The following is a 22,931-nucleotide window of genomic DNA, read 5'->3' as shown; positions in this document are numbered from 1 at the left end:
ACGCGTGGTGCGTCAGGCGGTGGGCATCTCGACGCTGCGCGCCAGTGCCTCGAGAGCCCGGTCGATCTCGCTCTCGCTGATCGTCAGCGGCGGGCGGAACCGAAGGCTGCGGTCGCCGCACGGCAGAGCGATCACCTGGTGCTCCTGGTACATCCGGCGCAGGACGTCGTCACGGACCCGGGTGTCCGGCAGGTCGATCGCGCACATCAGACCGCGGCCACGGGCGTTGGTCACGACGGCGGGGTGCTCGGTGGCCAGGGCTTCGAGGCCGTCACGCAGGTACTTGCCGCGCCGGCCGACGGCGTCGAGGAGCTCGGTGCGCTCGATCGTCTCGAGTATCCGGGTGGCGCGGACCATGTCGGCGAGGTTGCCGCCCCAGGTCGAGCTGATCCGGGACGAGACGGTGAAAACGTTGTCGGGAACCTCATCGATCCGGCCGCCGCCCATGACGCCGCACACCTGGGTCTTCTTGCCGAACGCCACCAGGTCGGGCCGCAGGCCGAGCTGCTGGTAGGCCCACGCGGTGCCGGTGATCCCGCAGCCGCTCTGGACCTCGTCCAGCACGAACAGGGCGTCGTTCTCGTGGCAGAGACGCTGCATGGCCTGGAGGAAGCCGACGCTCAGGTGGTTGTCCCCGCCTTCGCCCTGGATCGGTTCGGCGATGAAGCAGGCGATCATGCCGTTCGCGGCGCGGAACGCCGCCTCGGCGGCCTCCAGTGCCCGCCGCTCGGCCTCGTGGTTCGTGTCGGCGTGCTCGGTGAGCGGATACCGGAGAGCGGGGGAAGGAATCCGTGGCCAGCTGAACTTGGGGAAGCGGGCGGTCTTCATCGGCTCGGTATTGGTCAGCGACATGGTGTAACCGCTGCGGCCGTGGAACGACCGTTCCAGGTGGAGTACTTGGAGGTCGCTGACGGCCCGCTCGTCGAGGCCCAGCTTCTGCGCCTTCCAGTCGAATGCCGCCTTGAGGGCGTTCTCGACGGCCAGCGCCCCGCCGTCCACGAAGAACAGGTGCGGCAGCAGCGGGTCACCGAGCACCCGGGCGAACGTCCTGACGAACTCGGCGTACGGAATCGTGTACAGGTCCGGGTTGGACGGCTTGTTCGCGGCTGCCGCAGCAAGCTTCCGCATGAATTCCGGGTCGTCGACAATGCAGGACGGGTTGATACCGAGCGGCGCCGACGCGAAGAAGGAAAAGAGGTCCAGATATCGGTTTCCGGTGACACCGTCGACAAGCCAGCCGCCTGAACTGGCGGACAAATCGAGAACGAACTCGTAGCCGTCCACGAGTACATGGGGCTCAAGCGCGCGATGCACGTCCCGTGCTTCCAGGTCTGGTGTTGCCGGAATGTCGTAGTCGGGATGGCCTTCGAGAGACATGGCCCCTCCAGTTCGCTGGATGTGCTGCGTGAACACTCCTGTGGCATGACCGGTCAACACATTCTTCGCCGGGAAACTCTCACGACCCTCTTCGGCAACTCTTGCAGCCCTCTTCCACAACTCTCAGGATTCTCTTGCGAAAGGCCGCAACCTGCACAGATACGCCAACCGGAGAACTGTTCGCGTTACATTCCAGAAACAGGTAAAACAGTTATGATCACCGGCATGGCCGAAGCTGACTGGGGCAGTGCCCGTGAACAGATGCTGCTCGACCCCACCGTCGTCAACCTCAACACCGGCTCCGGCGGGCCGTTGCCCCGCCGCGCCTTCGAGCGCGTCACCAGCCTCCGCGGCCACCTCGCCCATAAACCGATGGACTTCCTGTTACGCCGCGTTCCTCCGCTGTTGTGGCAGGCACGCGAGCGCCTGGCCGGCTTCCTCGGGGGAAATCCGCACCGGCTCGCCTTCACCACCAACGTGACCGGGGCCGTCAATCTGGTGGCGTCGTCCCTGCGGCTCGCGGCGCCGGGCGAAATCCTGCTGAGCGACCACGAGTACACGCCGATGCGGTGGTGCTGGGAGCGAATGGCCGACCAGTACGGACTGGAACTCAAGACCTTTCGCCTGCCGCCCCGGCCCGACGCTCCCGGCGAGATCGTCGACGCCGCGACCGCCGCGATGACCTCGCGGACCCGGCTGTTGTTCTTCAGCCACGTCATCTCCTCGACCGGACTCGTCCTGCCCGCCAAGGAATTGTGCGAAGAGGCCCGCAGCCGCGGAATCGTGACCGTGGTCGACGGCGCCCACGCACCGGCGTTCACCGACCTGAATCTGGCCGACATACCGTGCGACTTCTATGCGGGCAGTGGGCACAAATGGCTGCTGGCGCCCACCGGTGTCGGCTTTCTGCACATCGGCGCCGGCCGTGAGGACAGTCTCCGGCCGATGCAAGTGAGCTGGGCGTATCAGCCCCCGCCGGGGAGCGGGCCGGCCGACGAGCGCGATCAATTCGGCAGTACACCGCGGCTGCGCAGGCTCGAATGCGAGGGAACCCGCGACATCTGCCCGTGGCTCGCGGTGCCGGAATCCATCGATTTCCAGGCGGCCCTCGGGCACGACCGGATCCGTGCGCGCATGCGCGCATTGGCGGACTATTCCCGCCAACGCCTCACCGGCTGGCAGGGAATGGAACCGGTCACCCCGGAGCAGACGGATCTGTCCGGCGGAATGGTGGCGTTCCGCCTGCCCGCGGGAACGGACGCGGCCGCACTGCGCCGCGGGCTCTGGGAGCGCTTCCGTATCGAGACGTCCGTCGTCGAGCGGCCGGATCAGCCGTTGCTCCGGGTCTCGACGCACTTCTACAACACCGAAGCCGAGATCGATGTCCTGACCGCAGCGCTCAAGGAATTGATGGGGAACCCATGACCCGGTCCGTCAGCAGTACCGACGACATCCGCGCCAGGGCGGAGGCCGCTCTGGCGCACTGTGGAGTCGCACTCTCCACGTTCAAGGGCGACGCCCTGACCGCCCGTACGCCGATCACCGGCGAGGACCTGTTCGGCCTGCGCGCCGACACCCCGGCGGGCGTCGACCGGGCCGTCGAGACCGCGCAGGCGGCGTTCCACGCCTGGCGGACGACCCCGGCACCGGTGCGGGGCGCGCTGGTCAAGCGGCTCGGCGAGCTGCTCACGGAGCACAAGCAGTCCCTCGCCGACCTGGTCACCGTCGAGGCCGGCAAGATCCGCTCCGAGGCACTCGGCGAGGTGCAGGAGATGATCGACATCTGCGACTTCGCGGTGGGTCTGTCCCGGCAGCTCTACGGCCGCACCATGCCGTCCGAGCGCCCCGGCCACCGGCTGATGGAGACCTGGCATCCGCTGGGCGTGGTCGGGGTGATCAGTGCCTTCAACTTCCCTGTCGCCGTGTGGGCGTGGAACACCGCGGTGGCCCTGGTCTGCGGTGACACCGTGGTGTGGAAGCCGTCCGAGCTCACCCCGCTGACCGCGCTGGCCTGCACCGCGCTGCTCGACCGCGCCATCGCCGAGACCGGCGCCCCGGCGAACCTCAACCAGGTCGTGCTCGGTGCGGCGGAAGCCGGCACGCGGCTCGTGGACTCGCCGCTGGTGCCGCTGATCAGCGCGACCGGCTCGACCCGCATGGGCCGCGCGGTGGGGCCCCGGGTGGCTGCCCGGTTCGGGCGCAGCATCCTGGAACTCGGCGGGAACAACGCGGCCGTGGTGACCGCGTCGGCGGATCTCGACCTCACCCTGAACGCCGCGGTGTTCGCCGCCGCGGGCACGGCGGGCCAGCGGTGCACCACGCTCCGCAGGCTGATCGTGCACGAGGACGTCGCCGACACCCTTGTCGAACGGCTCTGCGCCGCCTACGCCCGGCTTCCGGTCGGCGACCCGTTCCAGGACACGACCCTGGTCGGGCCGCTCGTGAACGAAGCGGCCCGCGCCAGGATGCGCTCGTCCCTCGACCGCGCGGCCGAGGAGGGCGGCACCCTGTGCACCGGCGGCGAACGGGAGCTCGTCGAGGCGGCGCCGAAGGCGGGATACGTCCGGCCCGCCATCGTCCGCATGCCCGCACAGACCGCCGTCGTACGTGAGGAAACCTTCGCGCCGATCCTGTACGTCCTCACCTACAGCGACCTCGACGAGGCGATCCGGCTGCACAACGACGTACCGCAGGGGTTGTCGTCCGGGATCTTCACCTCCGACCAGAGCGAGGCCGAACGGTTCCTGGCCGCCGACGGCGCGGACTGCGGCATCGTCAACGTCAACATCGGTACGTCGGGTGCGGAGATCGGCGGCGCGTTCGGCGGCGAGAAGGAGACCGGCGGCGGCCGCGAGTCCGGCTCCGACGCCTGGCGGGCCTACATGCGCCGCGCGACCAACACGGTGAACTACTCCGGGCAGGTGGCGCTGGCGCAGGGGGTGGACTTCTCCCAGTAGGGCCGAACGGCGGGAACGTGCGGAGGGGTCGGGGGAGCAACTCGGCACCGCGATGGCGGAAACGATTCTGTCTGGGGGACGACATGCGTGGCGGAGCGACGGCCACGACGACGCTGGCGCTCGCGTGCGCGGCGCAGTTCATCGTGCTGTTCGACGTCTCGGTGATCACCGTGGCGTTGCCTTCGATGCAGACCGATCTCGGTTTCGACCCGGCCGACCTGCAATGGGTGGTCAGCAGCTACGCCCTCGCGTTCGCGGGGTTGCTGCTGCTGGGCGGCAGACTGGGCGATCTGTACGGGCACCGGCGCGTCTTCGTCGGCGGTCTTTCGGTGTTCGTCGTCGCCGGTGTGATCGGCGGACTCGCGACCGACCCGGCGACGCTGATCGCGGCGCGGGCGGCCAAGGGCGTCGGCGCGGCCGTACTCGCCCCGCTGGCCCTGACCATGGTGACCACCACGTTCCCCGAGGGTCACCGGCGGACCAGGGCGCTGGCGCTCTGGACCGCGGTGAGCCTGGTCGGCGGGGCGTCGGGCAACGTGTTCGGCGGCGTACTGACCGAGTACCTGTCCTGGCGGTCGGTTCTGCTGATCAATGTGCCGATCGGGATTCCGGTACTGCTGTACGCCGCCCGGAGGCTCGCCCGGCGTGACGGTCCACGACGTCAGGGCCGGCTCGACCTGCCCGGCGCGGTTCTGGCCACCGCCGGGCTGGCCCTGCTCACCCTCGGCATCGCCCAGGCCCGCTCGCACGACTGGACCGACCCCGCCGCGGCCCTGCCGCTGGCCGGCGGGACCGTCGCCCTCGCCGCGTTCGTGGTCGTCGAGAAGCGGTTCGCCGCACAGCCGCTGATCCCGCCGCGGCTGTTCACCCTGCCCGGAGTCGGCTGGGGCAACCTGGCGATGATGCTGGCCGGGGCCGGTTTCCACATTCCGATCTGGTACTTCCTGACCCTGACCATGCAGGGGGTACTGCACTACAGCGCCGCTGAGACGGGCCTGGGGTTCCTGCCGCACACCGTGGTGATGCTGCTGGTCGGGCTGTTCGTGACGCCGAGGCTGATGCGGTACGCGCAGGCGCGGACCCTGATAGCCGTCGGCGCGCTCATCGCCGCGGTCGGTTTCCTGTGGCAGAGCGGCATCACTCCGCAGAGCGGCTACCTCGACGGCATATTCGGCCCGGCCGTGGTGATCTCGTTCGGCGCCGGGCTGGTCAGCACCCCGCTGACCACCACCGTCACCTCCGGGGTCGGGCCCACCGAGGCCGGTGCCGCGTCCGGGCTGGTGAACACGACGCGGCAGTTCGGCGGAGCGTTCGGCCTCGCCGTGCTGCTCACCCTCACCACGGACGACACGGCCGGCTCCCCCGCCGCGCTCGTGGACAGCTACGCGAACGCGTTCCGGGCCATGGCCGTCATCATGCTGGCGCTCGCGGCGCTCGCGACCGTGTTGCCCGCCCAGCGCCATCTGACCCGGAGCACGGCGGGGCCGGTGGGCAGCTCCGCCGACGAGGACCACAGCTTGCTCAACTAAAGTGCTGGCATGGTGCTTTCCACTCCGCCGCCCCAGGCACGATCAGCTCCGTTAGAAGGAATCATCGGAGGTGGTGCCTCGTGAACAAGCCGCTGAGGCGCATAGCCATCTTCTGCGGGCTTCTGATGCTCGCGCTGCTGCTCCGGGCCAACTGGCTCCAGTACGTGGACGCCGAGAAGCTCGCCACGCACAAGAACAACCGGCGCGTGCAGATCGAGCAGTTCGCGACGCCACGCGGCGACATCATCGTGGGCGGCGCACCGATCACGGGCTCGCAGAAGGTCGACGGCGCGGAGTTCATGTACCGGCGCACGTACAAGAACGGCCCCATGTACGCCCCGGTCACCGGATACGCCTCCCAGGCGGTGGGCATGTCCCTGCTGGAGAAGACGTACGACAGCGTGCTCAGCGGCCAGGACGACCGGCTCGCGTTCCAGCGCTTCACGGACGTCCTCACCGGCAAGGAGCGGCGCGGCGGGGCCGTGATCACGACGATCGACCCCAAGGCGCAGGAAGCCGCGTACAAGGGACTCACCGACCTGAACGCCCGTGGCTCGGTCGTGGCGCTCGACCCGCGGACGGGGAAGGTGCTCGCGCTGGTCTCGACGCCGTCCTACGACCCCGCGTCCTTCGCCGGGAACATGTTCAAGGACAGCGACAAGTTCCAGGCGCTCAACGCGGACAAGGGCAAGCCGCTGGCCAATCGCGCGCTGCGCGAGACCTTCCCGCCCGGCTCCACCTTCAAGATCCTCACGGCCACGGCGGCCCTGGAACACGGTGTGATCACGGACATCGACGCCCCTTCGGGCGTGGCGTCTCCGTACAAGCTGCCGCAGTCGACCCACAAGGTCGGCAGCGAGGCCGGCGACGCCGTGTGCAACAAGGCGTCCCTGAAGACCGCCATGCAGCACTCCTGCAACAACGTCTTCCTCGACGCGGCGGCGAAGCTCGGGCAGGACAAGATGCGCGAGACGGCCGAGAAGTTCGGCTTCAACAAGGACGTCTACTCGGACGACTTCGGTGACCTGCGGGCCGTCAAGGGCCTGTACCCGCAGAACCTGGACAAGCCCGGTACCGCGCTGACCGGCATGGGGCAGGGCAGCCTCACCAGCACCCCGATGCAGATGGCCATGGTGACCGCGGCGCTGGCCAACGACGGCAAGCTGATGCAGCCGTACATCGTCGACGAGTTGCAGTCCCCCGGTCTGAGCACCGTGGAGAAGCACGAGCCCCGGGAGATGAGCCAGGCCGTCTCCGCCGAGACCGCCCGCAAGGTCCAGGAAATGATGGAGCACACCGCCAGAGAGGGCAGCGCCAGGAAGGCCCAGATCGACGGCATCACCGTCGGCGGCAAGACCGGGACGGCGCAGCGCGGCGTGGACGTGAAGAAGCTGGTTCCCTACGGCTGGTTCGTCTCGTACGGCAAGAAGTCCGACGGTACGTCCGTGGCCGTGGCCGTCTTCATCGACCCCACCGACATGGACATCTCGCGCGAGGACATCTCCGGCGGCAGCCTGGGCGCCCCCATCGCGCGGAACGTGATGAAGGCGGTCCTCCAGAAGTGAGCCGGCCGAGGCCGCATCACCCGGACAGGTGATGCGGTGGAGATCGGCAGAAGAGCGCCCGGTGACAGGATGGCTCCCGCCCCCGCAAAGGGGTGGGAGCCATCCTGTCTTTCCATTGAGGGGGGTTGCGCGGTGCAGGTGCGGTACGAGCGACAGCCGCATGGAAGCAGAGGATGACGAACCACCCCGCGGTCGAGGTCGTGCCGACCTCCCGCCACTAGGTCTCCGCACCGGGAAACCTGCTCTCGTCTGCCTCCGGACGCCGGTTCCTGGGTGCGGTTCCACGCCCTGACCTGGGCGTGATCCCCAGTAGAAGGACAGGAAGTTGAGACGCAGCCTAACCAGGTATGCGCGTGTCCCGATCGCCACGGCCGTCGCACTCGCGGTGGCCTGCGGTGTCGGGACCACGCAGGCGTACGCAGCCGCAGTCCCGCCAGGGGCGGCGAACGGATGGTCCGCACCGACCGCGCGCTCGGGTGACGGGTCCGGTCCGGGCACCAAGCCCAGCGCGGTTCCCGAGGACAAGCGCGCCGCGGTGCTGGGCAAGAGCTACAAGTCGTCGTCGGACCAGGCGTTCACCACTTCCGGTGACGGCACGGGCTTCCACCTGATGGTGGCCGACGAGAAGAACGGCTACGCGTGGAAGACCGCCGCCTCGCTGAGCGAGCCGGGCTTCGACACGGACGCCTGGATCGGCAACGCCTGTGTGACGGAGTCCGGGAAGTACGCCGCGGTGGCGTACGCGCCTCGTACGTTCACGAACAAGCCCGAACTGATGAGCCGTGGCGCGTTCACCGCCGTCGTGGATCTGACCAACGGGAATGTACGGAAGCTGCCGTTCCAGGCCACGCTGGGCTACTTCTCGCCGGGCTGCGGCACGGGCGATGACATCGTTTTCTCGCAGTTCACCGACGAGAACACGTCGAAGAAGAACGAGACCCGGCTGATCACGGTCGACGCCCGTACGGGATCGTCCGACAAGGCGACGATCGCCGGTCAGGTCACCTCGGCCGTTCCGGTCGACGGCCGGATCGTCGGCGCGCGCGGCCACCAGATCGTGCGGATCGACGGGTCCACGGTGAAGACGGTGGCCCGTACGCACGCCGTTCCGTTCCAGCTCAAGCCGGACGCCGACGGCGGCGTCACCTTCATCGACCGCCTCCCCGGCGGGAAGAAGCAGTCCGCGGCCGATGACCAGGCCGCCGTCTCCCGTGTCACTCCGGAGGCGATCGGGGCGGCGAACGGCAAGGCGAAGGCGGCACGGCTCGCACAGGGCGGGCTGAGCCGCTTCGACCTGGCGCGTACGCCCTCGGGCGCGGTGTACGTCACCGGCCAGGCCCGCACCAGCGCCTCGCTGCCCGCCGCGGTCCGCAACCCGGGCGGGATCGACAAGGACGCGCGGATCTCCAGCCGCGGCGCCGCCGCGTTGACCACGGCGTGGGCGGACGGCAAGGACTCGCGGATCTCGCAGAAGGACTCCTTCTCCGCGCGTTCCGCCAGGATCACGCTGAAGGCCCTGGACACGGGCAGGACGACGGTTCTGGACGCCATGCCGGGCAACCGGATCGGCAACGACGGCGCCCAGCGCTCGGCGACCGCGACGAGCCCGGCCCTGCCCAAGCCCGCACCCGCGCCCGAGAAGGCCGGCGGGGTGTCGGCGATGGCCTCGCCGGTCGACGCGGACCGCACGTGCTCGGTGCCGAGGAACGACCCGAAGAAGCAGGCGTTCCAGCCGACTCCGCGCCAGATCGAGTGGGCCGTGGACCAGGCCGTCGTCAACAAGCTCAACACGCATGTGACGAGGCCGGCGAACTGGAAGAACACGGGCATGGCCGCGTACGCGCCGCAGACCCTGTTCCCGCTGCGGACCATGACCGGCGGCAGCGGTGCGGACTGGCACGTCCCGGCTCAGGTGATGCTCGGCATCACCGCGCAGGAGTCGAACATGTGGCAGGCGACCCGGTACGCGGTGCCGGGCGTCTCGGCGAACTCGCTGATCGGCAACTTCTACGGCGTCAAGTACGCCTCCGACGGCCAGCAGACCGACCCGTGGGCGATCGACTGGTCCAAGTCCGACTGCGGCTACGGCGTCACCCAGGTCACGGACGGGATGCGGCTTCCGGGCAAGGGCCAGCCGACGCTGCCTCCGGCGCAGCAGGAGGCCATCGCGCTCGACTACGCGGCGAACATCGCCGCCGGCGTGAACATCCTGATCGAGAAGTGGAACCAGACCCGTGCCGACGGGCTGCTCATCAACGACGGGCACCCGAAGTACATCGAGAACTGGTTCTACGCCCTGTGGGCCTACAACAGCGGCTACTACCCGCAGTCGTCGGCCGGCAGCACCTCCGGCAAGTGGGGCGTGGGGTGGACGAACAACCCGGCGAACCCGCTGTGGAAGGAGAACCGTACGCCGTTCCTGGAGAACGCCGCCGGCGGTGACGACTACAGCCACGCCGCGAGCCCGCAGCACTGGCCGTACGAGGAGAAGGTCATCGGCTGGGCGGCCCGGCCGATCGCGGCCATGTTCAAGCCCGGTGACTTCCAGCCCGGTTACCGTGCCGCGTGGTGGACGTACCCGCAGTACCGGACGACGGCCAAGCCTCCGATCGGCACGTTCTGCGACAGCAGCAACAACTGCGACCCGTCGAAGATCAGCGAGGGCGCGAACAACAACACCGGCGGGGGCCCGTGCCTGCTGCCCGGTGACCCGAACGAGTCGGACCCGCTGTACCTGAAGTGCTGGTTCCACAAGCCCGCCACGTGGAAGAACTGTACGACCAGCGCCATGTGCGGCAACCCGATCCACCGGTTCGACGGCACCTATCCCGAGCAACCCGACGAGAACTCCTATCCCCCGCGGTGTGCGTCCGGTCTGCCCACCGGCACGAAGATCGTCGAGGAGATCCCCAACGGTGTCACACCGGTCGGGTCCGGGGGCCGGTCGTGCGGTGCGGCGGCGTCCTCGGGATCGTTCAACTTCGACTTCGGCAGCGCCTCGGCCCGGATCGACCTGCATCAGATCGGTGCGGCCTACGGCAACCACTTCTGGTTCACCCACACCAACAAGGCCGGGACGTCCGACGCCAGCCGTCTGGCGGCCACCGGCACCTGGACGCTGGGCACGGCGGACCGGGGCTGGATGCGGGTCTGGGTCCATCTGCCCGACCACGGCGCGCACACCCGCCAGGCCGCCTACACCGTGGGCGGTACGAACTCCTCCAGTCCCAAGCGCGTGAAACCGCAGCGGGTGCTGGAGAACAAGTGGGTGTCGCTCGGCGCGTTCAACTTCACCGGGACTCCGTCGGTGTCCCTGTCGAACGTGACGCAGGACGGCAAGGGCACGGAGGACGTCGCGTGGGACGCCGTCGGCTTCGAGCCGCTGGGCTCCAAGCCGACCAACCAGATCGTGGCCATGGGTGACTCGTACTCCTCCGGTGAGGGCGCCTCGACGAACGGCGGCGACGACTACTACAAGGAGTCCGACTACTACGACAAGCAGCAGCCTGACACCGAGAACAAGTGCCACCGGTCGAAGCACGCCTGGTCGCGGCAGGCCACACTGCCGGGCTACGGCAAGTCGATCGGGCAGATGGCCGACGACCGCGACAAGAACATGGACTACCAGTTCGTCGCCTGCTCCGGTGCCCGCCACTACAACATCCTCCGGCAGGGGCAGAGCAGCGAGCTGCCGCAGATCGAACAGGGCTACCTCGACCAGAACACCACGCTGGTCACCCTGTCGGTCGGTGGTAACGACGCCCGCTTCGCCGACATCGTCCAGGAGTGCATCACGGCCCTGACCGTGTGCAACAACAACTCCATCGACGCGGTCGACCCCGACACCGGGCAGAAGAACGGCCAGGAGACCGGTCCGCTGGACCAGTGGGCGCCGAAGTGGCTCAAGGAGCAGATCCGGCCACGCCTGGCCGGCATGCTCAACTCGATCCACCAGAAGGCACCGAACGCGAAGATCGTCCTCATGGGCTACCCGAAGCTCCTGGAGGGCAGCGGCGGGTGTGTCATCGGCATCGGTACCGAGGAGGCACCGTGGCTGAACAGCATGGCGGACACGCTGGCCAATGAGATGCAGGGCGCGGTCAACGACGCCAACGCCCAGTCCAACGCGAACGCGGTCTTCTCCGACCCGCGTGACGAGTTCGCCGGCAAGGCGATCTGCGGTGACCCGGAGACGGTGCACGGCATCGTCCTGTCCGGCCATTCGCAGGCGGACAACCGGGACTGGGACTGGCTGCCGGGCAACGTGGCGCCGTCCATGAAGTCCTTCCACCCGAAGGTCACGGGGGCACGGCTGTACGCCGACAGCCTGCAGCACTCCCTGTAGGAAAGCTGTAACGAGGCGGGGACCTGAGTGCGTGTACTCAGGTCCCCGTCGCCGCACCATGAAAGGCTGAAGGTATGACGAAGACCAAACCCGTCCGGTGGGCCAAGGGCGCCGCTGTGTCGGCGGTGGCCGCCGGCGCCTGCTACGCGGTCTGGACGGTCGGCAGGGAGTGGGCGCAGGGGGTGCGGCAGGCGAATCCGGACGCGATCCTCGCCGGCTCCGCCGAGTCGGTGATGGCGGTGGTCGCCGGGGTGGCGCTGATGCCGGTCCTCCTGTGGGCGGGGATGCGCGCGGTGCGGGAGCGAGGCAATCACCTGCTCGTGATCGCGGGCACGGTGGTGTGGCTCTTCGTCGGCGGCCATGTGGTCGAGAACGCTGTCAGCACCGCGGGGACCGCCGCGTTCCTGGCCCTGTTCGCGGTGCTCGGCGGTCTGCTGGCCATGGTCGAGGTACGCGGAAGCGGCCGGCCCACCCCCTAGGGCGGGGCGGCGCGCGGCCGCCGCCCCGGCCCGGCCGATGTCAGGTGGTGTACTCGGAGTTGAGGCGTACGTAGCCCTCGGTGAGGTCGCAGCCGTAGACGGTGAAGGCACCGTCCGCGATGCCGAGGTCGATGCCGATGATGACCTCGTCGCCCCTGAGGTGTTCGGCGACGGCGGCGCGCAGTGCGTCCTCGTCCCGCTCGTCCTCACCACGGGGCGGGTAGACCTCGATGTCCGCGAACCGGATGGTGACGGCGTCCTGGTCGATGTCGGTGTCGTCGGAGCACTTGCCGATCGCCATGCTGACCCGGCCCCAGTTGGGGTCACTGCCGTGCACCGCGGTCTTCACCAGCGGTGAGTTGACGACGGTCTTGCCGACCCGCTTGGCCTGCGCGGTGTCGCGAGCCCCGGTGACCTGGACCTCGATGAGTTTGGTCGCCCCCTCGCCGTCGCTCGCGATGTCCTTGACGAGGGCCAGTGCGGCCTCGTGCAGGACCTCCTCGAACTCCCCGGGGTCGACGTCGCCGGCCAGCCCGTTGGCGAACAGCACCGCCGTGTCGCTGGTGGAGGTGTCCGTGTCGATGCTGACCGCGTTGAACGTGCGGTCCATGACGCGCCGGAAGATACGGTCCTGCTCCGCGGGGTCGAGCCGGGCGTCCGTGGCGAAGAACGTCAGCAGCGTCGCCATGTCCGGCTCCATCATGCCGACGCCCTTGGCGATGCCGACGAGGGTCGCCCCGCCGCACCGCAGCCGGATCTCCTTCGGCCGGGTGTCGGTCGTCATGATGGCGCGGGCGGCACGGTCGAAGCCGCCCTCCGGGAAGGGCCACGACAGCGTCTTGAGGTGCTCCCGGATGCTCTCCATCGGGTACTGGCGGCCGATCACCCCGGTGGAGGCGATGAAGAGTTCGTCCTCGGCCACACCGAGGGTTCGGGCGACGGACTCGCGCACCTCACGCGCGTTGGCCTCGCCTTCCCGTCCGTTCGCGACGTTCGCGTTACGGGCCAGCACCACCACGCCCCGGGCCCGGCCGGTGGCGGCCGTGTCCCGGCTGAGCACGACGCTGGGGCCGGCGAACCGGGAGCGGGTGAACACCGCGCTGACGTTCGCGGGTTCGGTCGAGGCCAGCACGGTGAAGTCGTCCCGGCCGTCGTCGGCCAGTCCGACCGGCGCGGTGTGTACGACGAACCCCCGCGGCGTCTGGGATGTGGTGTGGGGCATGGTCATCGTCTCCCATCAAGAGGACTGCACGAAGATGCGGCGACCCCACCGGCCGCTGCATTCTTTCCCACCACTCAGCATACTCATGCAGCGCAACGGCGGACGGTTTTCGTCAACTCCGACCGGGCCGAGCCCGGCGGAACAAGAGGCTCCGGTTAAGCTCCGTCAACACATCGACCTGGCGTGACCGGGTTGCGGATCCCGGCCGCAGGGGCGAGATTTTCCAGCCAGTATTACTGGCGCCGACAGGCATATCAGCAGCATTTTCTCCAGTGGTCTAGACCGGATTGCCGACAACCATCGACCGTTCTCGGCCAGCCTGACCGTATTCCGCCGGGACGGCGCCGCCCAGCTGCAAACGGACAGGATGCTCCGTAGCTCTATCCGATGCCTTCCTTTTTCATCTTTGCCGTGTCTTGAACCGTGCGTTCACGCAGCGACAGGTGAGGGGAGGCGCTTAACCTGAGCCACATGAGGCATTCCGACAGCTACGGCAACTACTCGCAGCACGACAGGCGTCGTTCCTCCGGCCGTGTGATCGTCTCGACTCTTGTCGTACTGGCGGCGACCGCCGGGCTCGGCTACTGGGGATACACCGCCCTGACCGGCGACGATGCGAGCGAGGACCCTCAAGTGGTGGAGGCTGCCGGGCAGTTGACGAAGTTCCTCAACGCGTGGGAGACCGGCGACGCCAAGGGGGCCGGCGCGCTCACGGACACCCCCGGCAACGCCGAGTCGTTGATCAAGTCGGTCATGACGAACCTGAAGCCGTCGAAGACCGAGATCACCGCCGGCGCCGGGAAGAAGGAAGCGGAAGGGGAAGTGGAGATTCCCTTCACCGTGAAGATGGCCCTTTCCGGGGCGGGGGATTACACATGGGACTCGAAGGCAAAGCTTGTCAAGAAGAGCGGCAAGTGGGCCGTTGAATTCCATACACCCCTGATTCACCCCGAGATGACTCCGGGACAGACCCTGGCCCTGAAGTCCCGTGACCGCGCTCTCATCCTCGACGCGAAGGGCGACGAACTTCAGTCGGCCTCGCTCGTCGGCACGGTGGACGCCAAGAGCGGCAAAGGGACCTCGGGCCTCGAGGCCCGTTACGACAAACAGCTCACCGGCGGCGGGGGCGCGGCACAGTCCGTCGTGATCCTGGACCGCGAGTCCGGCCAGGTGGTGAAGAAGCTCACCAACGCCGGCGGCGGCGAGGGCAAGCCGGTGAAGACGACGATCGACCCCAAGGTGCAGGCAGCCGCCGCCGCAGCCCTGGAGGGAGTGAAGAAGAACGCCGCGATCGTCGCCATCGATCCCACCAACGGCAACATCCTGGCCGCCGCCAACATGCCCTCCGGCATGAACCGTGCCCTGGAGGGCCGGTACCCGCCCGGCTCCACCTTCAAGGTGGTCACCACCGCCGCCCTGCTGAAGCAGGGCATGAGCCCCAAGGACCGGGCCGACTGCCCCAAGTTCGCCTACGTCAACGGTCAGCGCTTCGAGAACCAGGACCAGTTCGTCCTGCCGTCGGGGTCGACCTTCAAGGACGCGTTCGCCAAGTCCTGCAACACCTTCTACGTCAACTCCCGCGGCAAGCTCTCCGGATCGGCCCTGCACGACACCTCCCAGGCCTTCGGGATCGGCGGCACCTGGGACGTGGGCACCTCGACCTACGACGGAAGCATCCCGGTCGCCAACAGCGACAACGACAAGGCGGCCTCCACCATCGGGCAGGCCCGGCTCCAGGCGTCACCGCTGGTGATGGCCTCGATCGCGGCCACGGTGAAGGAGGGCACATTCAAGCAGCCGGTCCTGGTGCCCGACGCCGTGAAGAAGAAGTACGAAGCCCCTGCCCAGCTCGATGCGAACGTTGTCGGCAACCTGCGCGATATGATGCGCGCGACCGTCACCTACGGCGCCGGCTGGGCCCTCAAAGACATCCCCGGCGCGCCCCACGCAAAAACGGGCACCGCCGAATTCGGCACCGAGACCCCGCCTCGCACGCACGCCTGGATGATCGGTTATCAGGGCGACAGCAACATCGCCTGGTCGGTCCTCCTGGAGGACGGCGGGTCGGGCGGCTCCGATGCCGGACCCATCGCCGCCAGGTTCCTCAAGAACCTCACCTAGTTCCTCGCGATTCCGCTTATGTCAATTCACATGGTTTTCGATGGGAGTTTCCTGACGCTGGGGGGTTGATGCAGTCGCCGATCCGACCTGACCAGATCTCGATCTGCTCCAGAACTGCACCACCGCGCATTTGGGATGATTCACACACACAAGGGGAAACCGCCATGAGCAGCAGGAACAACTTGACGATCCAGCTTCTCGGCCCCGTGACCCTCTTAAGAGACAACATACCGATATTCATCCGGGGTCAGCGGCAGCGGCGTTTCCTCGCTTCTCTCGCGCTGAAACCCGGACAGGTCATCTCCAAGGAAGCGATCATCGAGGACTCATGGGACGGTGAGCCGCCCCTGACCGTCTCCGGGCAGTTGCAGACCTCGGCGTGGATGATCCGTACGGCCCTGACGGAAGCAGGGCTCACCCGGGACGCGCTCGGTTCCCACGATCTCGGTTACGAATTGCAGGTGCCGTCCGATCGCATCGACGTATTCGTCTTCCGGGACGCGGTACGCAGTGTCCGCGAGCTCCATGCCCGCGGCGAGCACAGGACCGCGGCCGAGCAGCTCGACGCAGCTCTGGCCCTGTGGAAGGGCGCGGCGCTCACGGACGTCACCTCCACCCGTCTGCGCATGAGGGGCGAGGCCCTCGACAGGGAGCGGATGGCGGCGGCCGAACTGCGCGCCCTGATCGACGTCGGTCTCGGGTACTACGGCGAGGCGATCGCGCAGCTGTCGGAGCTCGTCGACCGCGACCCCTTGCGCGAGGACCTCTACGTCGGCCTGATGAAGGCCTACTACGGCGAGGGGCGTCAGGCCGACGCCATCCAGGTCTTCCACCGGGCGAAGGAGATCCTGCGGGAGCAGATCGGGATCAATCCTGGGGCGAGGCTGCGGGAGGTGATGCAGGCCATCCTGCGGCAGGACGAACGCCTCCTCGGAACCCCCGGTACTCCCCTGTCGGGTGAACGCGTGGGGTGAGTCGCCCGGCTGCGCCGGGGGGCGGGCGCTGAGACCGGACCGAGAGTTGATCAAGAGGCTGCCGGAGTTGGATGACCCGTGGCCGAGGGCCTGATCCGAACGACAACAGGCCCTGGGTATCACATCGGCCCGGGCCGGCGCGCTGTCCCCCGGGTGCGCCGGCCTCTCCATCACGGGGCAGTGGAGCACTCATGTGGCGCAGCACAAGAAGACGGACAGCCGCGGCCTTATTGGCCTTACTGCCGGCTTTCACCGGATTGACCGCGGCCGGTCCGGCGCAGGCCGCCACGGGTCCGGCACAGGCCGCGGCCGCGTCGCCGCCCTGCGCGCAACTTCCGTGCGAGGGCGTCGACCCGGCCGCGGTGACCTCGTGGGCGACCGCGCCCCGGGTGGTGAACCAGGCCACCCTCGCCTCAGGTGCGAAGGTCACGCTGCGGGCGGGCAAGCCCTCCTGGGACCCGACCACCGAATACGCCTGGGTCGATGGCCAGTTCGGCAGTGCGCAGGGCAAGACCTGGTTCGTCTACGAGTACAACGTGTACGAGAGCGCCTTTGCCAACCGTAACCTCGAGCACCCCCGCTCGTACCGGTCCGCCCCCGGAACCACGGGCATGTTCGTGAAGTCGCCGCGCAACGCGGGCGAGGACGCGGCCGGATGCCTCTCCGACGGCACGGAGACCGCCTGCGTCGGCGGCTACACGGAGTCGGCGAAGGACATCAGCCCGGTCTCGCCGTGCGACCCGGTGTGCAAGGTCATCGATCTGGCCACGCAGGACCTGGCGACGTGGCGATTCGTGGATCGTCCGGACTACCGCAAGGTGACACTGCCGTCGGGAGCGTGGGTCCAGCACGTCACCGGCTATCCGAAGTGGGACCGGGGGTCGCGCTTCGAGTGGGCCGAAGGCGGAAACCTTCCCCCCGGCGGCAGGTTCTGGCTTGAGGAGTGGCAGGGTCCGGGCCGCTGGGGCGAGGCGTACACCCGCATCACCGATCCGAACGCGGCACGCACCACGGACGGTTCCACCCACGCCTTCACGACCACCCCCGTACGTGCCTGCGTGACGGACGGTACGAACACCCGGTGCAGCACGGACGACGGCACCGAGACGACCGAGCCCACCCAGGCCCCGTGCGCCACCCTGCCCTGTACGGGCATCGACCCGGCGACGGTCACCGAGTGGATGCCGTACGGCGAGCCCCGGCTGGTGGAGGACGCGAACATCTACCAGGGCGGCCGGTTCATGATCTACAAGGGCCGTCCGGCCTGGGACGCGACCCACGAGTACTACTGGGGCAAGGCCGAACTCCCGCCCCGCGCGGGCGTCAGCGCCCAGTTGATGACGCACGACAGCAGGGGCGTGGACTTCCGTGAGCAGCGGCCGGTGCCGATCGCCGGCGCCTCGCTGACCGCTTCGGGCACCACGAAGATGGTCGGGCTCGACCCGCTGGCACCGGGTGACGTGCGGATCGCCGGACTCGTCAACGACGCCAAGAACTGGTCGTTCGTCACGCAGCACGGCGACAACATGTACCAGACGGACGTGGAGGGGACGGTGGGTCCCTGCGCCGCCCAGCCCTGTACGGGCGTCACCGCCGCGTCCGTGACCGCCTGGCGGTCCGGCAGCTCGACCTGGCGGACCGCCGCGCTGAAGTCGGGCGCGCAGGTCTCGCTCAAGGCGGGCCTGCCGAAGTGGTCGGTGAACGACTTCTACGCCTGGGCAGAGACGTCCGGCAGCGCGACGGTGTGGCTGGAGGACAAGGCCCCCGGGGGTGCGTACCACAAGGTCGCCGAAGCGGGCGTGCTCGCCGCGACCACGGGCGAGTCCGTCAGGGCGTGCGTCTCGGACGGCACCGGGACGGCGTGCACGACGCCGACCGGCTGACGGGCAGCTGAAGGGCAACTGACAGGCGCGTACGGTGCGAGCCGGCGGGGCGATGTCCCCGCCGGCTCGTCGTCGTCCGGCGGCCGGGCGCGCCCGTACCGTCCGGACGACGCGGGGCCCGGCGACCGAAAATCGCCCTATGCACCCTCACCTGCCGTACCGTTCCCCTCACTCACAGTCGTCGACAGGGAGCGTGGGGCAGCATGGCCAGGAGGCGTGCGGTGCTCAAGGGAGTGCTGGCGGCATCGGGGGCGGCGGCGTCCGGGGCCGTACTCGCCGGCGCGGCCCCGACAGCCGGGCGGGGCAAGCCGTACTCCACCTCCGTGCAACTGCGCTGGCTCGGCGTCTCGGGCTGGGAGATCCTCATCGGCGGACGCCGCAGTCTCCTCTTCGACCCGTATCTGAGCCGGATGCCGTACGCGGACGACAAGGGCGCCCTCGACCCGCGCCTGCCGCTGCGTCCCGACCGGGAGGCCGTCGAGCGGGTGGCCGCACAGCATCTCGCCGTACCGCCCGAGCTGGTCCTGGTCAGCCACGGCCACTTCGACCATGTGGCGGACGTCCCGCAGCTGCTGGCGCGCGAGGCCTGGGCGAAGGCCCGCATCCGCACCGTCTGCGACGAGACGGTGCGCCATCTGCTCACGGCGATGGAGACGCCCGAGTCCCGCCTCGACGACGTCATCCAGGTCAAGGGCGGGGAGTACCTGCAGTTCGACGGGTACACCGTGGAGGTCTTCCGCAGCCTGCACAGCCAGCAGGCCGACCACGGCTACTTCGCCCCGGGCCGGAGGTCGGCCCCGCCCCGGCGGCCCACCGTGCTCGGCGACCTGGTCGAGGGCGACACGCTCGCCTACCAGGTGTCCGTGGACGGCGGTCCGACGATCCTGCTCATGGGCGCGAGCAACTTCGTGGAGCGTGAACTGGCCGGAATCCGGCCCGACGTGGCGGTCGTACCGATGACTTCGCACTCGGCGCTCCACCGCTACGTCGAGCGGCTTCTCGAAGGGCTGGGGAACCCGCCGCTGCTGATCCCGTGTCACCACGACGACATGACCACCCCCCTCACCGACGGTCCGGGCCTCCTCGCCGCGGCGACCCCCGCCACGGCTGCCGAGCACCTCTCCGCGGCGGCGGCTCCCGCGTCGCGCGTGGTTGCCCCGCGCCATCTGGCGGCCCTGGACGTCACCGCCGCGCTCACCTGAGACGCCGGCGTCGCGCGTCCTGCGGAGAGGGCTGGGCCCGGGGCCAACAGCCGAGCTCCGCAGGGGCACAGGGGCCTTCGCGGCACGCGGGGTCCGGGGCGCGGCACCACCGAGCGCCGCCGGGGCACACGGGCGTTCAAGGCACGCGGGGTCCCGGGTGCGGCACCGGCCGGTCAGCCGTACAGCTCGCGGTAGGACGGGAAGTCGCCGCCGGGACCGTCGACGCCACGCGCGGACAGGACCGCGTGCACCACGGCCCGGGTGAGCACGTCCGCGCCCGCCGCCAGAACCGCGTTGAGCTCCATGGCCTCCATGTGCGCGCCCCATCCGGTGCCGGCCGCCTCGGCGGGGGCCCGCGTGTGCTCCGGCACCAGGGGCAGACGGCCGGTGGACAGCGCGAACACCGTGTCGCCGTCGGTGAGCAGATGCACCGGCCGGACCGCCCGGGCCAGGCCGTCATGGGCGGTGCCGGCCAGCTTCTGCGCCTGCGCGCGGGTCAGTGTCGCGTCGGTGGCGACCACGGCCAGGGTGGTGTTGAGCGGACGCGCCGCGTCCGCCTGGCGCCGTTTGGTCTCCTGACGGGCCGTCGCCAGCCGGTCCTGGGCTCGGGCGTGCCGGTCCCCGGTGGGTGGCGTGGCGGGCAGGCCGCGGGCGTGGAACTCGTCGCCGAGGCCCGTCCGGGCGCCGTAGAGGATCCCGTCGGCCGGGTCCAGTACCGAACCGGCCGCGTTCACCGCCGCCAGCGCGGCCACGGTCGCCCCGGACGGCAGCACCACGCTCGCCGTCCCGATGCCGCCCTTGACCCCGCCGGCCACCGCGCCGGTGCCCGCCCCCACGCAGCCCTGCGGCACCGCGGCCCCCTCCGCCGTGCCGGCCGCCGCCTCGACGGCGGCGCGCCCGAGGTCCGCCCCCGGCCGGGCCCGCCAGTCCCCGCCGCGCCCCAGGTCGAAGAGGGCGGCCGCCGGGACCACCGGGACGACCTGGGACGGCCCGGTCCCCACCCGGAAGCCGCGGCCCCGCTCCTCCAGCCATGCCACGACGCCGCCCGCCGCGTCGAGCCCGAAGGCGCTGCCGCCGGTCAGTACGACGGCGTCGATGTGCTGGACCAGGTTCCGGGGATCCAGGGCGTCGGTCTCCCTCGTCCCCGGCCCGCCGCCGCGCACGTCGACGGCCGCCACCGCGCCGCCCTCGGGCGCGAGGACGACGGTGACGCCGGTCAGCCAGCCGTCACCGGCGCGTCCGGCGTGGCCGACGCGCAGGCCCGCCACGTCCGTCAGCGCGTTCAACGGCCCGGTCGTCGGCCCTCCGGCCCCGTCGGCCCCCTGGCGCTCGCTCATCCGCTTTCCCTCCCCGAACGAACTTCCGTCACTTCACAGCGCGATCGCCTCAAGGTACCGGGGTTCGACCACCGTGGAGCGAGGGCTGACGCGGTGCACCGCGTCGCGGAAGGAGCGGAGCACGCGGGCGTCCGCGCGGACCGGCCGGTCGAGGGGGGTGTCCATCTCGTCGTGGTGGGTGGGCACCACGACGCGCGGGGCGCCCAGGGCCTCCAGCAGGCGTTCCAGGTAGCGGTGCGTCGCCCCGCCGTAGGGCACCGCGATGACGGCGATGTCGGGCCGCAGGCCCCGTAGTTCACGCTCGATCAGGTTGGCGGTGCCGATGTTGAGCACGCTCAGCCCGTCGGCGGTGGTCACCTGGTAGGCCAGCGTCCCGCCCTCCACCAGGTCGGAGACGGTGCGCACCCGGCCGGGCGGGGCCGTCAACGTCCCGGGGGCGAAGTAGCGGTAGTCGGCGGTGAGGCTGTGCAGGCTCGGCAGCACCTGGACCGTGTAGCCGCCGAAGGCCAGGTACTCGCCGCCGCGGGCCCAGATGATCCGGTCGGCGGGTGCTCCTATGGCGGTGAGCAGATGGGCGTGGGTCTGCGTGGCCACCACGCGGGCCGCGGGGAATTGCTCCAGTACCTGGGGGACGTCCCCCATGTGGTCGTAGTGGCCGTGGGTGACCAGGACCAGATCGGCGGCGCGCAGGTGCCGGCGGATCGCCGCGCGGTCCACGAACAGCGGCGTGGCGGGGTCGAACCGCCCGTCCGGGCCGGTGGTGGAGAAGCGCGACAGCCAGGGGTCGATGAGTACGGTCCGCCCGTCGAAGCTCAGCTCCCAGGCGTTGGCCCCGAACCACCGCAGGGTCACGCCCGCCGCCCGGCGGGCCGCGCCGTGTGCGAGGGCCGTGCGCGGTGCCCCGGTCACGGCTGCCGCGGCGCCCGCCAGCGAGCCGCGTACGAGCAGGCGTCTGCTCGTACCCGTGCGCGTGGCGGGCACGGGGGATCCGGAGCGGGCGGCGGCGAGCGCCGGTCGGGTGGGCTGGCTGGGCATCGGAGCTGGACCTCGACTCTCGGTGGCGATCGACACGAAGCGTGATCCATCCTTCACCAGCCGTGACGGCGCCTGGCGCGCATCGCGGTGTGTCGCAAAGGGCACAGCTGTTTCCCGCCAATGCCGGTCGGGGCGGGAGCCGGGGAAAGGCGGCTCGCCTACGCTGGCGGCCGTGGCTCTCGACCAGGCACGTACGCTCGGGCCCGCGGTGCCGTCCTGGCTGTCCGCCGTGGGCCGGCGAGCCGCCCGGGACAGCGCTCCGGAGCTGGAGCGCTACGCCTTCCGACAACCGCCCGGGGACCGGGCGTCCGCCGTCCTGGTGCTCTTCGGCGCCGGGGCGGACGGCCCGGATCTGCTGTTCCTCCAGCGGTCCGGTGAACTGCGCGACCATCCCGGGCAGGTGTGCTTCCCCGGTGGTTCGGTCCGCCGGGACGACCACGACGCGGTGCACACCGCGCTGCGCGAGGTCGCGGAGGAGACCGGCCTCGACCCGGCGGCGGTGTGCGTCGTCACTCCGCTGCGCCCGTTGTACGTGGCCTGGAGCGGGTTCGCGGTCACCCCGGTGCTCGGCTGGTGGGACGGCGAGGGCGACCTGGCGGGCGACGGCAGCGAGATCGTCTCCGTGCACCGGGTGCCCGTCCGTGACCTCGCCGATCCGACGGGCCGGCTGCGGTTGCGCTTTCCGGCGGGCTACGTCGGCCCTGGCTTCGTGACCGGCAACCTCTTCGTCTGGGGCTTCACCGCCAGCATCGTCGCGTGGCTGCTGCGGCTGGCGGGGTGGGAGCGCCCCTGGGACACGGGCCGGGTGGACACCCCCGAAGCCGTCGCCGCCGCCTGCGACATGGAGGCCGACGAGATCCGCACGATCGCGCGCGAACTCGCCGCCGCCGAGACCGCGGCCGTGT

Annotated in this window: 15 protein-coding genes; 11 read left to right on the top strand and 4 right to left on the bottom strand. The window is 69.9% G+C overall.

The features are described 5' to 3' along the window. Positions 1-12 precede the first annotated feature (12 nt). A complete protein-coding gene (gene lat / locus ABT342_RS27035) occupies positions 13-1,377 on the bottom strand; it encodes an L-lysine 6-transaminase (protein WP_351579100.1) in 1,365 nt (454 codons plus the stop codon). 225 nt (positions 1,378-1,602) lie between these two features. On the opposite strand from lat, the gene ABT342_RS27030 reads away from it, so the two are divergent. From ABT342_RS27030 to ABT342_RS27005, 6 genes are all read left to right on the top strand, one after another. Further along, on the top strand, positions 1,603-2,802 hold the full coding sequence (locus ABT342_RS27030; RefSeq protein ID WP_351579097.1) for an aminotransferase class V-fold PLP-dependent enzyme: 1,200 nt from the start codon (positions 1,603-1,605) through the stop codon (positions 2,800-2,802). Continuing rightward, positions 2,799-4,334, top strand: a complete 1,536-nt coding sequence (gene amaB, locus ABT342_RS27025; protein WP_351579094.1) for an L-piperidine-6-carboxylate dehydrogenase — start codon at positions 2,799-2,801, stop codon at positions 4,332-4,334. The genes ABT342_RS27030 and amaB overlap by 4 nt, the downstream gene beginning before the upstream one ends. Positions 4,335-4,417: 83 nt before the next feature. Next, on the top strand, positions 4,418-5,863 hold the full coding sequence (locus ABT342_RS27020; RefSeq protein ID WP_351579091.1) for an MFS transporter: 1,446 nt from the start codon (positions 4,418-4,420) through the stop codon (positions 5,861-5,863). An 80-nt stretch (positions 5,864-5,943) separates the two neighbouring features. Beyond that, positions 5,944-7,428 carry a peptidoglycan D,D-transpeptidase FtsI family protein gene (locus ABT342_RS27015; protein WP_351579088.1) on the top strand — a complete coding sequence of 495 codons (1,485 nt, stop codon included), beginning with the start codon at positions 5,944-5,946 and terminating at the stop codon, positions 7,426-7,428. A 325-nt stretch (positions 7,429-7,753) separates the two neighbouring features. Beyond that, entirely contained in the window at positions 7,754-11,773 is a 4,020-nt protein-coding gene (locus tag ABT342_RS27010; RefSeq protein WP_351579085.1) for a GDSL-type esterase/lipase family protein, read from the top strand. A 74-nt stretch (positions 11,774-11,847) separates the two neighbouring features. Continuing rightward, positions 11,848-12,252 (top strand): hypothetical protein, encoded by a 405-nt coding sequence (locus tag ABT342_RS27005; RefSeq protein ID WP_351579081.1) that lies wholly within the window; start codon positions 11,848-11,850, stop codon positions 12,250-12,252. Positions 12,253-12,292: 40 nt separating this feature from the next. On the opposite strand, the gene argJ is transcribed toward ABT342_RS27005, so the two are convergent. Beyond that, on the bottom strand, positions 12,293-13,474 hold the full coding sequence (gene argJ / locus ABT342_RS27000) for a bifunctional glutamate N-acetyltransferase/amino-acid acetyltransferase ArgJ (RefSeq protein WP_351579078.1): 1,182 nt from the start codon (positions 13,472-13,474) through the stop codon (positions 12,293-12,295). Positions 13,475-13,945: 471 nt separating this feature from the next. Between argJ and ABT342_RS26995 the strand changes: the two genes are divergently transcribed. The 4 genes from ABT342_RS26995 to ABT342_RS26980 all read left to right on the top strand — a co-directional run bounded on the left by ABT342_RS26995 (position 13,946) and on the right by ABT342_RS26980 (position 19,654). After that, entirely contained in the window at positions 13,946-15,595 is a 1,650-nt protein-coding gene (locus ABT342_RS26995) for a penicillin-binding transpeptidase domain-containing protein (protein ID WP_351579075.1), read from the top strand. A gap of 164 nt (positions 15,596-15,759) precedes the next feature. Continuing rightward, entirely contained in the window at positions 15,760-16,569 is an 810-nt protein-coding gene (locus ABT342_RS26990; RefSeq protein WP_351579072.1) for an AfsR/SARP family transcriptional regulator, read from the top strand. A gap of 257 nt (positions 16,570-16,826) precedes the next feature. Next, positions 16,827-18,452: a hypothetical protein gene (locus ABT342_RS26985; RefSeq protein WP_351579069.1), complete on the top strand. Its 1,626-nt coding sequence runs from the start codon at positions 16,827-16,829 to the stop codon at positions 18,450-18,452. Between the two features lie 203 nt (positions 18,453-18,655). Continuing rightward, on the top strand, positions 18,656-19,654 hold the full coding sequence (locus ABT342_RS26980; RefSeq protein ID WP_351579066.1) for an MBL fold metallo-hydrolase: 999 nt from the start codon (positions 18,656-18,658) through the stop codon (positions 19,652-19,654). 173 nt (positions 19,655-19,827) lie between these two features. On the opposite strand, the gene ABT342_RS26975 is transcribed toward ABT342_RS26980, so the two are convergent. Further along, on the bottom strand, positions 19,828-20,991 hold the full coding sequence (locus tag ABT342_RS26975) for a P1 family peptidase (RefSeq protein WP_351579063.1): 1,164 nt from the start codon (positions 20,989-20,991) through the stop codon (positions 19,828-19,830). Between the two features lie 33 nt (positions 20,992-21,024). Beyond that, positions 21,025-22,026 (bottom strand): MBL fold metallo-hydrolase, encoded by a 1,002-nt coding sequence (locus tag ABT342_RS26970; RefSeq protein ID WP_351579061.1) that lies wholly within the window; start codon positions 22,024-22,026, stop codon positions 21,025-21,027. 172 nt (positions 22,027-22,198) lie between these two features. Between ABT342_RS26970 and ABT342_RS26965 the strand changes: the two genes are divergently transcribed. Further along, a partial coding sequence (locus tag ABT342_RS26965) for an NUDIX hydrolase (RefSeq protein ID WP_351579059.1) occupies positions 22,199-22,931 on the top strand: 733 nt, incomplete at its 3' end.

The sequence above is a fragment of the Streptomyces sp. NPDC000410 genome, assembly GCF_040300305.1.
Classification (GTDB): Bacteria; Actinomycetota; Actinomycetes; order Streptomycetales; family Streptomycetaceae; genus Streptomyces.
Note: the sequence above shows the minus strand (reverse complement) of the source record. Positions and strands in the feature narration are given on the sequence as shown.

What these genes read in the sequence shown, in the direction of transcription:
- lat (WP_351579100.1), bottom strand. Translation starts at nt 1,377, where the DNA reads ATGTCTCTCGAAGGCCATCCCGACTACGACATTCCGGCAACACCAGAC.
- ABT342_RS27020 (WP_351579091.1), top strand. Translation starts at nt 4,418, where the DNA reads ATGCGTGGCGGAGCGACGGCCACGACGACGCTGGCGCTCGCGTGCGCG.
- ABT342_RS26995 (WP_351579075.1), top strand. Translation starts at nt 13,946, where the DNA reads ATGAGGCATTCCGACAGCTACGGCAACTACTCGCAGCACGACAGGCGT.
- ABT342_RS26975 (WP_351579063.1), bottom strand. Translation starts at nt 20,991, where the DNA reads ATGAGCGAGCGCCAGGGGGCCGACGGGGCCGGAGGGCCGACGACCGGG.
- ABT342_RS26980 (WP_351579066.1), top strand. Translation starts at nt 18,656, where the DNA reads ATGGCCAGGAGGCGTGCGGTGCTCAAGGGAGTGCTGGCGGCATCGGGG.
- ABT342_RS26990 (WP_351579072.1), top strand. Translation starts at nt 15,760, where the DNA reads ATGAGCAGCAGGAACAACTTGACGATCCAGCTTCTCGGCCCCGTGACC.
- amaB (WP_351579094.1), top strand. Translation starts at nt 2,799, where the DNA reads ATGACCCGGTCCGTCAGCAGTACCGACGACATCCGCGCCAGGGCGGAG.
- ABT342_RS27030 (WP_351579097.1), top strand. Translation starts at nt 1,603, where the DNA reads ATGGCCGAAGCTGACTGGGGCAGTGCCCGTGAACAGATGCTGCTCGAC.
- argJ (WP_351579078.1), bottom strand. Translation starts at nt 13,474, where the DNA reads ATGCCCCACACCACATCCCAGACGCCGCGGGGGTTCGTCGTACACACC.
- ABT342_RS26970 (WP_351579061.1), bottom strand. Translation starts at nt 22,026, where the DNA reads ATGCCCAGCCAGCCCACCCGACCGGCGCTCGCCGCCGCCCGCTCCGGA.
- ABT342_RS27005 (WP_351579081.1), top strand. Translation starts at nt 11,848, where the DNA reads ATGACGAAGACCAAACCCGTCCGGTGGGCCAAGGGCGCCGCTGTGTCG.